The organism is Streptococcus sp. CF7_Ac1-12 (assembly GCF_024295905.1).
In the GTDB taxonomy this organism is placed as follows: Bacteria; Bacillota; Bacilli; order Lactobacillales; family Streptococcaceae; genus Streptococcus; species Streptococcus mitis_AP.
In genome coordinates this window covers 80,092-93,050 of record NZ_JANCPG010000007.1, presented here as the reverse complement: position 1 = coordinate 93,050, position 12,959 = coordinate 80,092, and the positions used below count along the sequence as shown (strand labels likewise).

Here is a 12,959-nt window from a genome sequence, read left to right as displayed (position 1 = left end):
CTGGATCTTTCGTCAAGTCTGCTGCTGGAATGACTGCTGTCTTACCTTCTGGGGTTGTGACTGTGGCGTTGCCTTTGTCGTCTACTGCTACAGTTGCTCCTGGGTTGACTGCTTTAACCTTGTCTTCGATGGCTTTCTTCTCTTCTGGAGTGAGAGCATCTGGATTTGCTACTACAGTCTTGTCAGCCGGTTTTACGATGTCGTTGCCTGCGTTTGGTTTCTTAGTATCTTCAACAGTACGTACTAATTCTTCTACAGGAATAACTTGTGTTTGACCATCTGGAGTTGAAACTTTAGCATTTCCTTTGTCATCAACTACTACAATTGAGTTTGGATTTACAGCTTCAACTGCTGCTTTAATCTTCTCCTTCTCAGCATCTGTCAACTTAGCTGGATCATTTACAACCACTTTATCAGCTGGTTTAACGATATCGTTACCTGCTTTTGGATCATTTGCTGTATCTGCAGTTTTCACTACTTGCTCAGGAGTGATGATTTCTTTGTGTCCATCTGGAGTTGTAACAGTAACATTTCCATCTGCGTCTTGAGTGATTTCTTTAGCATCTGGATTTACTTTCTTAACAGCTTCTAAGACCTTAGCTTTTTCATCATCTGTTAAAGCACTTGGATCATTTACAAGAACTTTGTCAGCCGGAATATTCACTTCACCTACAGCATTAATAGCCGCTTTATCTGACTCTTCAATTCCATTAACAGCGTCTGCGGTTTTAGCTGCATCTACAGATTTCTTAGCTTGATCTGCGATTGCATCTACTTGAGCTTTAAGATCTTCTTTAGCTTTAGGAGTCAAGTCGTCGCGAGCGTCAATTGCTGCTTTTTTAGCTGTTGCTTCTTCATCAATTGCTTTACGAGCATTTGGCTTATCTTCTACAACAGGTACAGATTTTTCAATTTCACCTTCAGCTTCTTTTTGAAGTTGCTTAACTTCTGCATCTGTTCCAGCTTTATCGATTTCTTCCTTAGCTTCTTCTGCTAGAGCTTTAGCTGCATCTGCTGCAACTTTCTTCTCATCATCTGTAGCATCTGGAGTGTTAGCAATGTCTTCCAATTGTTTTGCTAATTTATCTTCGATGGCTTTCTTAGCTGCTGGTTTAGCTTTGGCTTCTGGATTTACTGCTTTAACTTCATCTACACCTGATTTTTTAGCTGCATCTACTGCTTTTTGAGCTTCTGTCGCTTTTTCTGGTGTATCTGCGTTATCCGGTTGTGCGTTAATAGCGTCTGTTGCTGCTTTTGCTTTATCTTGAGCTTCTTTCTTAGCTGCGTCTTTTTCTTCTTGCGTTAAATCAGTACGTGCATCGATTTCTGCTTCTTTCTTAGCTAATTCATCTGCGATCGCTTTCTTAGCTTCTTCTTTCGCTACTGGATTTACTGCTTTAACATCTGCTACACCTTTATCTTTTGCTGCATCTACTGTTTTTTGAGCTTCTGTCGCTTTTTCTGGTGTATCTGCGTTATCCGGTTGTACATTAATTGCATCTGTTGCTTCTTTAGCTTTATCTTGCGCTTCTTTCTTAGCTTTTGCTTTCTCTGCATCTGTTAAGTCTGTACGCGCATCAATTTCTGCTTCTTTTCTAGCTAATTCGTCTGCTACTGCTTTCTTAGCGGCTTCTTTAGCTACTGGATTTACTTTAGCAACTTCTCCTAAACCAGATGTTTTAGCTGTATCTACTGCTACATCTGTTGTAGCTGAATCGATTGCTTCTTTAGCTTTCTTAGCTTCTTCTGCCGCTTTGTCTTTAGCTACTTTTTTCTCAGCATCTGTTAAGTCTGTACGTGCATCAATAGCATTGTTTTTAGCTGTTAAGGCATCATCAATTGCTTGTTTAGCTTCTGTTTTCTTAACCGCAACTGGATTTACAGCTGTAACTTCATCTACACCTGTTTTCTTAGCTGCATCTACTGCTGCTTGTGCCGTTTGTGCTGCTTCTGGCGTAGCTGCTGCATCAGGTTGTTTAGCAATTTCAGCTAATTGAGCGTCAGCTTTATCTTTTGCTTCATTCTTAGCTGCTGTTTTTTCTTCATCAGTTAAGTCTGTACGAGCATCGATTTCTTTGTTTTTAGCTGTTAACGCATCATTAATTGCTTTCTTAGCTTCTGCTTTTGCTACTGGAGTTACATTTGCAACTGCTGTAGTTCCATCTGCTTTAGCTTTATCAACTGCTGCATTTGTAGTTGCATTATCAACTGCAGCTTTTGCTACGTCTGCTTGCGCTTTTGCTGCTTCTTTAGCTTTAGTTTTCTCTTCTGGAGTTAAATCTGTACGTTCATCGATTTCTTTGTTTTTAGTTGCTAATGCATCATCGATTGCTTGTTTAGCTTCAGTTTTCTTAGCTGCTTCTGGATTCACAGCTTTAACATCTGCTACACCCTTATCTTTAGCTGCATCTACTGCTTTTTGAGCTTCTGCTGCTTTTTCTGGTGTATCAGCATTATCAGGTTGAGCATTAATTTTTGCTAATTCAGCATCTGCTAGTTTCTTAGCTTCAGCTTTTGCTGCTGTTTTTTCTTCATCAGTTAAGTCTGTACGTTTATCAATTTCAGAATTTTTATCTTCTAATTCTTTCGCAATTGCTTTCTTAGCTTCTTCTTTAGCTACTGGATTTACAGCTTTAACATCTGCTACACCTTTATCTTTTGCTGCATCTACCGCTGTTTGAGCTTCTGTCGCTTTTTCTGGTGTCTCTGCATTATCAGGTTGAGCGTTAATCTTAGCTAATTCAGCATCTGCTAATTTTTGAGCTTCATCTTTAGCAGCTTTTTTCTCAGCATCTGACAAATCTGTACGGTTATCAATTTCTTGATTTTTAGCTGTTAATGCATTGCCAATAGCTTCTTTAGCATTTTCTTTTGCTACTGGATTAACTTTACCAATTTCTGTAGTTCCTGCAGTTTTTGCTGTATCTACTGCATCGTTTGTTGTTGCAGCGTCAATAGCTTTAGTTGCTTCTGCTGCTGCCGTATTATTTTTCGCAATTGCTGCGTCTTTTTCTGCTTGTGTCAGATTTGGATTTGCTTTAATAGCGTCTTCCTTAGCTTTACGAGCTGCTTCTACATCTGCTTTTGCTGCTGCTTTCTTAGCAACTACTGGGTTATCTGCTGCGATTGCAGTTGTTCCTGCGTCTTTAGCCGTATCAAGAGCTGTTTTTGTAGTAGCACCATTAATTGCTGTCAAAGCTGCTGTTTTATCAGCATTTACTTTATCGATTGCTACTTGTTTCTCTTCATCAGTAGCATTTGAAGTTGAGTTAATCGCTGCAATTTTCTCAGTTGCTGCTGTATTTACTGCATCGATAGCAGGTTGTTTATCTAATTTAGTGAAGTCTGTTAATGGTCTGATATCTTTAGAACCATCTTTATATGTTGCAACAATATTATTACCTTCTTTAGTAATTGTAGCAACTTTGTTATCAGTATTATCTACTGCCTCACCACGTTTAGACTCTAGATTTTTGTCTTCATTAGTTCTAGAATATTCTAATTTCGCTTTAATTTTAGCAAATTCTTCATCAGTTACAGCCGTAGGATCAGCTACTGCTACTTTATCTTCTTCTGTTGGTGTAACGATATCATATTTCTTAGCTTGTGCTTTTAATACGAATGTTACAGCACCTGGGTCAGTAAGGTAAGAACCTACTACTTCTCCATTATTTTTATTTTTTACAGCAATATTATTAATTTCTTTTCCATCTTTATCTGTTGCTGTGGCAAAACGTGTTACAAGCTCTAAAGAATCGTTTTCTGTTTTTGGCAGTTTATTTTCTGCTATCCCTGAAACTTGTCCTGTTACTTTAATTTTTGCTGGTGTAGCAGTTTCAGAATTAATCGCTGTTACAGTGAATCCCCATTCATTATCTTGTAGATCTGGATTTCCACCAACGTTATTTAAAGCAATATTTCCACCTTTTTTAAGGGCAGCTGATTTAATTTTTCCTGAATCATCGTTAAATGTAATATCAACATCTGCTTCTTCTCCAGTATATAGATAAACTTCTTTTTTGTTTGGAGTTGGATCTGAGTATGGAATTGATACTGTCGGTGCTACATTTGTACGTGCAATATTTGAAATTGGAGTAGTGTCTACTGAGTCATCGTTATAGGTAACAGTAACTGTTCCATTTGCAATAGCAATGTCTTTCACTACTGAATATTTATCTGCTAAGACTTCCCCTTTGTGAGACGCTAGTCGTGCATCTTGCTTCGTTGCCGTATCAGAATATTGAATATTAATTTTCTCTTTAATTTTGGCAATTTCTGTGGCAGTTAGGTTGTTAATATCATCAACACCAATTTTATCTCCATCTAAAGCTGGTTCTTGGATGCTGTATTTGTATGTTTGAGATTTAAGAACAATCTTGAAGTATCCCGGTTGAGTTAGTCCATTACCTGCTGGGGACATTGTAGATCCATCTTTTGCTGTTACACGAAGATAACGTTCACCCATAGCGAAGTTTTGAGCTTCCGTCTTCGTATAGTTTTTATTCCCCATGATAGTAGCATTCGGTTGCCCTGTCATTCTTACTGTTAATGGTGTATCTGTTTCTGTAGTGATTTTATCAAAATTATACCCATATCCATCTGTTACAGTTGTATCGTTAACAGTGGTGAATTTCTGATTAGATCCCCCTGTTGTTTCAACGTAAGTAACTTTATTTGTTGATGAATTGATTTTAAATTCTACATTAGCCTCTTCTTTGTTATAAACATAGATTTCTTTTGTAGCATCATTCGAGAACTCAGTAGTATATGTAATATTATCTACAGTTTTTGATGTTTCTGTACGTAACGCATTATCTTTATCCATCTCTTTACCGTTACGTGGGTCATTTGAACCTGTATTTTCGATTGAGTTAGATTCTGATTTTTTCTCAGTGTTTTCTGCTGTTTTACCTACAGTTTCTTTACCTTCAGTTGTATCTACTGCTGGAGTTTCTTTTTTCTCTACAGGTTTGTTTTTTAATTTAGAGTTAGCTGTAGTGACAAGTTTGCTGTAAGCTTGTTTTAGTTCAGCTTGAGTAGTTGCATTCTCTAATGTAGCTTTTGCAGCTTCTAAGTCAGCTTTTAATACTGCAACACTTTCTTCAGTTTTGTTATCGTAAGAACCGTTAGAAAGTTTTGTTTCAATTTCTGAAATGTAGCTTTCAAGTTGGGTCTTATCCAAAGTTGGAGTAACTACTTCTTCTGATTTAGCAGGAGCTTCCGCTACAACTGTATTGTCTACTTGTTTTGTAGTATCCTCCTGAACCTTATCTGAGCCAGTATTTTCTTCAGTTGGTTTAACTTTAATCTCTGATGTATCTTGCGGTTGAACAGCAGTCATATCAGCTGATACTGCTCCGTTCCCTAAGAACATGAAAAGAGCAGCAACGGCCACACTAGCTGCACCAAAGCTGTATTTACGAATAGAGTAACGTGTCACCTTTTCACGGTGCAAACGCTCAACGCGACTCATAGAGTTTTTGTTTTCCATTAATTTTGGATCTCCTTTTAGAAGTATATTTGGGATTTTCACGCGAAACTAGCCGCTTCTGAAGCAACGGATAATTATTATATTTAACGTGAAATCTTACACTGACTATTCTACTTTATTTTTGATATATATGCAAGTTATTTAATTTGAAATTTTCGCAAAAAAAATTAGGAATATAGCTAATTTTCAGAAAGTTTCATATCACATTTTTTCACGTTTTTATGCATGTTTAATTAATCTACTATTATATATTTTAGATATGATTTTTTAAATATATTGAAAAAATTGCGCATAACCCTCGGATAAATAGGTTTATCCTCTAAATAAAACATGCTATCTAGTTCGATAACATGTCATTTCTATTTACAACAGTGCTTCAAACTCCGCGACTGACATGCCTAATTGTTCACTCGCAAATTCAGAAGTTAAAACATGTTGGCGTACTAAATCCAGAAAGGTAAAGATTTGTCCTTCAGCTTTCCCGAGCTCCAGTCCTTGTTCGATACCCTCAGCTCGACCACGTTCTAAGCCTTTTTCAATACCTTCCGCCCTAGCTGTTTCCAAGGCATAATCCTGAGCCAATAACGCTTGTTCTTTGCGCATACGTAGTTGACTAAACATTTTTCTGTCCTCCTCGGACCAGCTTTTGTAGTCCAGCAGTTGATCTGCCTGGCTGATGGCTCGCTCTGGCTCTTGGGTAAAGGGCTTGTTCCCGAAAAACTCCAACCACGGTTTACGAACCTTGTCTTTGCTGGTTTCTCTGTATTTTTTTAGTCCTTATTTGTGATGCTCTTTCAATAGTTCTTCAAACTCAGAGACAGTCATACCCAACTGCTGACTTGCAACCTCCGAAGTCAGAAGACCTTGGCAAACCATGTCTAGGAAAGCAAAAAGTTTTCCTTCTTCCCTTCCTTCAACTTTACCTCGTTCCAGTCCCTGTTCTAAACCTTTTTCAATACCCTCAGCTCGCCCACGTTCAAGACCTCGTTCCAGTCCTTTTTCAATGCCTTCCGCCCTAGCTGTTTCTAAAGCATAGTCCTGTGCTAACAAGGCTTGTTCTTCACGCATACGTAGTTGACTAAACATCTTCCTGTCCTCCTCGGACCAGCTCTTGTAGTCTAGCAGTTGGTCTGCTTGGCTAATGGCTCGCTGGGGGTTTTGGGTAAAGGGCTTATTTCCGAAAAACTCCAACCACGGTTTGCGAACCTCGTCTTTGCTGGTTTCTCTGTATTTCTTTAATTCCAAGAATGCCATCTTGACCAGATGGTTTTCTTGTCCATTGTTTGTGATGGTTAAGACCTCACCTGTCGTGTCCTCTCGCATACTAAATCTATGAAAAGCCAGGTCATCTGAGAAATAATTGCTATCCACAATTGCGATAGCGTATACTGGTGCGATGTGTTTGTAACTCTGGTGTGTATCACCTTCTCGTTGGCGAATTTTTTCTAGATTTTGATTGACCTGACTGCACAAGTAAGCCCACAGGCGATTGATGAAAAAATTCTGATGATGCACCTGAATCTCAATGATTACTTGAGTTCCATTATCCAACTCCGCCAAGACGTCTATACTGGTATAGAAATCCTGGGCCGAGTAAGGCTGGGAAGGTAAGACGTGAATATTACTTCCCTCCAAAATAGTCACATTTTTTGCTGGTAAATCCAGCATATCGCGAATAAATTGACAAGTGATTTCTGGATTGCTAAAAATTTTCTTAGCAACCAAGTCATTTGTTGGGCTAATGCCCGGATGTCTGAGAATCATCCATTCCCTCCTCTTATTATACCACTTATACCACAGTTTTAAATCTAATTTTACTAGATTCGATGGTTCTATCTATTTATTCGAAAAGGAAATGAATTGTGAAGATATTTTATCTCGTTTCAACTAAAATATGAGCTTGATCAACCAACTGTCCATCAACAGTCAGATTTAGATAGAAATCCAAGGTCTTATCAGCAGCAAAATACAGGGTTGGTAGGCACAAATCTTTTGTGCTTTCCCCTGCTTGGAATTGAAGAACTTGGATCTCGTCCTGATAGACAACACCATGCACACCTGTCCCCGGTTGAATAGAAATCTTAGCCTCCAAAGGAGTACTACTTTCGCTACGTTCAATCCTAAAATGAAGAGTCTCTCCCTTTGCTACAGCTAGACTTTTTTCTGCAAATGCTAGTCCCTGAACAGCTACTTTTTGTGATAAGCTAGGAGTTTTATAGAGGGAAATTTTGGTCAATACAGGCATAGATTGTGCCTCTGTAATCATCACGCGCACCTTTTGCGCTTCTACTAGCGAACCTCGCAAGAGGCGCTTATAACCAACTGTAAAGCCCCTGCCGAATTCTTGCCAGACGCCATCCACTTCTACTTGCACATGAAAAGCAGCGATTCGTTGCCCTAGCTTTAAATCTTCTCTTAACTCAATTACATCAAAAGTTTTAGGTGACCCTAAGTCGAGTTCTAACTGGATGGGCAAGTCTGCATCGCTTGCCCAAGAGCTGGTCTCAAGACCATCTGTCAAATGGTGACAAGCAAAGTCTGCGGAAAGAGCTGGACCAGATACCTCAGCTCCCAGAGCCAAATCTTCTTTATAGAGCTCATTGCGAAAAGTCGCAAATTCATAAAGGCGTTCCATATCCTTTGCATCAAAGAGTCCATCTTGATTCGGCGGAATATTGAGTAAGAGAGGGGTTCCTCGTCCTACTGAGTGAAAGTAGATTTCGACCAACTCTTCGAGAGACTTAGGATCCTGATCCTCATGGTAAAACCAACCCGGTCGAATGGAGACATCTGCCTCACCGATTGAAAAAATCGTGCCTGAGGGATCTCCGTGCTGAAGATAGTCCAACTCTGCTTCTGTTCCTAGTTTATCAGGATTCACCTTTTGCCACAGGGGATCACCTGCATACCCTCGTTCATTGCCAATCCATCGGATACTGGTGCCTTCTGTTGAAAAAATTAAGCAATCTCCCTGCAGGTCACGAATGGTTTCAAACCATTTTTCAAATTCATAATTGACCTTTTGAGCGCCCTCTCCTCTGGCACCATCCATCCAGACCTCAGCAAATTTCCCTCCATTTCCATAAGCAGGATTTGATAAAATCTCCTTCAGCTGAGCCAGATAATAGGCATTATAGTCCACTTCTCGCTCCACATGGTAGAGAGGACTGTGGGCATCCCATGGTGACAGGTAGACCCCCATATCCATATCAAACTCAGTAGCAGCTTGGGATACTTCAAAAAGCAAGTCCCCCTCTCCATTCCTCCAGGGACTAGCCTTAACCGAATAATCTGTATGAGCCGTCGGATAGAGGACAAAGCCATCGTGGTGCTTGACCACCAAAATCAACTTTTTAAAGCCCGTTTCCTTAAGTACACGAACCCATTCACGCGCGTCTAACTTTGTTGGATTAAAGCGTTCAGGATCCTCCTGACCTGTCCCCCATTCCTGATCATAAAAAGTATTGGGACCAAAATGGATAAAGGCTGCTAGTTCATTCTCTAAATACGCTAGCTGGGCCTGACTAGGCAAGGGGCCGTGCGGTTTTATTTCTCTTACCATACTACTTCCTATCTACATTTTTCTTTACTTTTTTGGCATGTACCTGCAATTCTGTTAACGCTAGAGGGCTTTCCAAGCCTTCAAATCGAAGACGAAGGGCATAAGTCTCTACCTTGTCAAATTCAAAACGAAGCTCTTCATCCCTGTTGCTTGAAACTTTTCGGATAGCTGATACAGGGCGCCAATTCTCCTCTTGCTTGAGCAGGGAATCCTTATCCAAATGATTTGGAGACCGAGGTAAGCTAGGCTCATTCCCTACATAATAATCAATAAATGTCGGCTCAACAGCCACATATTCTTGATTTTCAACATAATACAAGGTCACGTTATCCACAAATCGCGGTTTTAAAATCCCTGCATCTCCAAACAGAATGCCCACGCTGGCTTGCTCTGACTTGGCAATCCAAGTATTGGCTGTCGATTTTTTCCGAGCAATGACCTTGTCATTGAGGTAAGAGGCTAGGTGATTCGGTTCTGAATGAGAAGCAAAGACCAGAGGCAGGTTGGATCCTGTCCACTGATTGGAAATAACTTCCCCATCTACACTGGCATCTGTCACATGGATAGTGACTGTTGCCGGCAACTCACAGCTCGCTACTTGTCCTGTGAGCACACATTCTCCTACCTGAGCATAGATTTGAGAATCAAGCTCGTCCCAAGTCACCTTGGCCATATCTCGTCTGCCATCTGATAAGACTAGCTTGACTCGGTCTGGTAAGTGTGGGGGTTCCTTGACAAGCGTCCAAACCCTCTCAGGCTCAATAGCGCAAATCCCTTGAACACAAACCTGGGCAGAAGCCTTTAAATCCAGACCTTCTAGCTGACCAGATACCGTAAACTCATGAAATCTTGCCAAATCTTCTTCAGAAATCTCCTCCCAAATAACCTTGACTCGTTTTGTACCACCAGACTCATAGTCCACCAAGACCGAAGATGGAAGCTGTGGATAAGTCCCCTTATCTGTATACAAGCGAAGTGGTCTTACAGAAACTGCCTGCCCTAGTGAGGTATTTTCTGCAACCTGTAAGTGAGTTTGATAGGTTTTCCCTTGATAACTGGCGCGGATAGCCAAGTCGCCTGCAGACAAGCAATGAAGCACTCCCTGCTTGATAATGGCGTGGGCACTACCACTCGTCTCCCAAATCACTTCACTATTCCCCACCTTGTTCACAGGGTTATCCACAGTTTGTGGATAAAGTCCAATAGCTGGGGAAGCCCCTTCTTGTAATCCTGCCTGCTTGTCCACTCGAATCTCAAATAAGCGCTTATTTTTCACTGGTTGGGTAGCCAAAGCCTCTCCCACTAAGATATCAAAACTTGCTGGCTCTAGCCCTCTGGCACTGGCCTTTAGTCTTACTTGGCCTGCCTGCTCCAAGCTCTGAACTAAGAGGACACCTCTGCCATGAAAGGCTTTCCTCTTAAACCGACCATTTTTCTGAGCCTTGTAACGTTCACGACTGGCCTGCCTGCCATTATCCACACCCACAATGCGAGCAGGGCCTTCAATTTGAAAATGAAGCTGATTGGAAGCCGTCGGCACCCAATTTCCATCCTTGTCCAATACATCAAAATAGAGATAAAGGAGGTCTTGCCCATCTGGCTCCAGTTTTGTTTTCTCGGCATGTAACCCGATTTTGGCTGGCTTACCTGCAGTCACCACCCTATCTTCTGCCACAAGCTGACCTTGATAATCATAGGCTACAGCATGCAATTCTCCTGGTTGATAAGCCAAACGCCATTCGAGATAAAGTTGTTCAGAACTTGCTCCCTCTTGGTATTTTCTACCATCTGAAGTCCATTTTTCCTGAAAATTCTTTCTGCCTTGGGATTTTCCATTGAGAAATAGCTCTACTGAACCAGCATTTGAATACACTCGAACAGAGATATCCCCATACTTATCCACAACTTGTTGATAACTCTTGTTGATTTCCCAATTCCAGTGGGGTAGGATATGAACCATGGGATGCTGATCTAGGTCCAACCACTGACTTTGATAGAGATAATAATCATTTTTAGGAATCCCTGCCGTATCCACGATCCCAAAATAGGAACTCTTTACAGGCGTGTCATTTTGATTGTGCCAAGGAGTCGGCTCACCGATATAGTCCACTCCTGTCCAGATAAACTGACCCGCATAGTCTAGCCGATTTCTATCTGCTATCCAAGAAGCCGTCGCCGTCTTCCCCCAAGGAACTCGATCATTGCCATAGTCTGACTGTTCAAAATTCCGCACGCGGCGATTATCCCCAACCCATTCCTTAGCTGGGCGAAAATAGCTGTCACGCGTCCTTGTAGCCGATGAGGTTTCAGATCCGTAAAGTCGCCACTTGGGATGTCTTTTGCGAATCCCATCAATATTATCTTCCGAGTAATTCAAGCCCACCACATCCAGCAAATTGGCTATCTTTTCATGACCTCCAGACCCATCTCCAAAGCGGAACTGATCCATTCCCATGGTCACAAAACGGCTATCATCAACCTCCTTAACCCTTTCTAGCAAGCGTTTGATCGTCTTCAATGAATGAGCATCTCCATTTGCTTCACTGACTTCATTTCCCAAGGACCACATAAAAATCGCTGGATTGTTCTTACCACGCTCAATCATGGTGCGCAAATCATAATCTGACCAGAAATCGCCTGTTTTCGCTTCTGGATGAGTCGCTTCTTCCTCAAAAAAGCGACCATAGTCATATTCTTTCTTGCCTCCATACCAGGTATCAAAGGCTTCTTCTTGGATGAGTAAGCCCATTTTGGCAGACAGATCCAGCAAGATGCTACTGCCTGGATTATGGGTGATTCGAATCGCATTGACCCCCATTTCCTTCATCTGGCGCAAGCATCTCTCAGCAGCTGACTTGTTTTCCACAGCTCCCAATGCTCCGTAGTCATGGTGCAAACAAACCCCATGAATCTTCAACCAGCGACCATTTAGAAAGAAACCCTTATCCGCTTGCCAATCCATATAGCGGTAACCAAAGGTCTCTTCTTCTTCATTAACCAAAATGCCATTTTTGTAAAGACGAGTCTTCAATTGGTAAAGGTGAGGGGAAGCAATATCCCAAAGCAAGGGTTGAAAAATTGATATTGCTTGTTGGAAATGATGTTTGTCCCCAGACTCAATCACTATAGAGTCTGTCGCCTGCCAGTCTGACAGCTGTTGGCCATCATACCAGATACTCTGTTCCAAATACACCGACACGGACTGAGGCCCATCATTTGAAACCTTGCTTTCAAGCTGGGTTTCCACCCAAGATTGCCTTTGTTCCTTTAGCTTGGGACTTTCTATCTTAATCCCATATAAATCCAGATGCACCGAATCTGTAATCAATAATTTTACTTCTCGGTAAATACCGCTACCAGAGTACCAACGACTGCTAGGTTGCTGATTTTCCACAAAAACCGCAAGCTGGTTGGCCGTCCCATCATTTCTTAGATAAGGCGTGATATCATAAGAAAAGGGCGTATAGCCACTGGGATAATAGCCCAGCACTTGCCCGTTGATATAGACTTGGGCATTCATGTAAACTCCATCAAACAACAAACGCACCGATACAAGACTGGCATCTTCTTCCAAGTAAAACTGTGTCCGATACCAGGCTTGACCACCATTTAACTGACCACCCTCATTTTGCGCTGGCGAATACTGGTCAAAATCATTGTAAATACTCCAGTCATGTGGCACTTGAATAGCCTGCCAATTTTCTCTATGAAAATCCGGCGCCAAGGCCTCTTCTTTCCCCACCTCTTGGCTAAAAAACCAGTGATTTCGCAAAACTTCTTCTCTTCTCATACAAGCATTCCTCTTTAAACAAGTCTATCAATTTGACTATATCACAAAACAAAAGCGCTTTCAACACTTCCTCCATCACTCCCTAAATACTCAGAAAAGATTCTATAATTTGTGGA

Annotated in this window: 4 protein-coding genes and 1 pseudogene; all 5 read right to left on the bottom strand. The window is 41.2% G+C overall.

All coding sequences use genetic code 11. The annotated features are described in order from the left end of the window. Positions 1-5,491: DUF1542 domain-containing protein (locus tag NMM17_RS05040; RefSeq protein WP_254753948.1), on the bottom strand; the 5,491-nt coding region annotated here is incomplete at its 3' end. Between the two features lie 363 nt (positions 5,492-5,854). Further along, positions 5,855-6,265: pseudogene (locus NMM17_RS05035) on the bottom strand (hypothetical protein); the annotation flags it as partial. A 3-nt stretch (positions 6,266-6,268) separates the two neighbouring features. Continuing rightward, a complete protein-coding gene (locus NMM17_RS05030; protein ID WP_254753947.1) occupies positions 6,269-7,255 on the bottom strand; it encodes an Rpn family recombination-promoting nuclease/putative transposase in 987 nt (328 codons plus the stop codon). A gap of 109 nt (positions 7,256-7,364) precedes the next feature. Continuing rightward, positions 7,365-9,053 carry an alpha-L-fucosidase gene (locus tag NMM17_RS05025; protein WP_254753946.1) on the bottom strand — a complete coding sequence of 563 codons (1,689 nt, stop codon included), beginning with the start codon at positions 9,051-9,053 and terminating at the stop codon, positions 7,365-7,367. A 1-nt stretch (position 9,054) separates the two neighbouring features. After that, entirely contained in the window at positions 9,055-12,843 is a 3,789-nt protein-coding gene (locus NMM17_RS05020) for a sugar-binding domain-containing protein (protein WP_254753945.1), read from the bottom strand. Between the last annotated feature and the right edge of the window lie 116 nt (positions 12,844-12,959).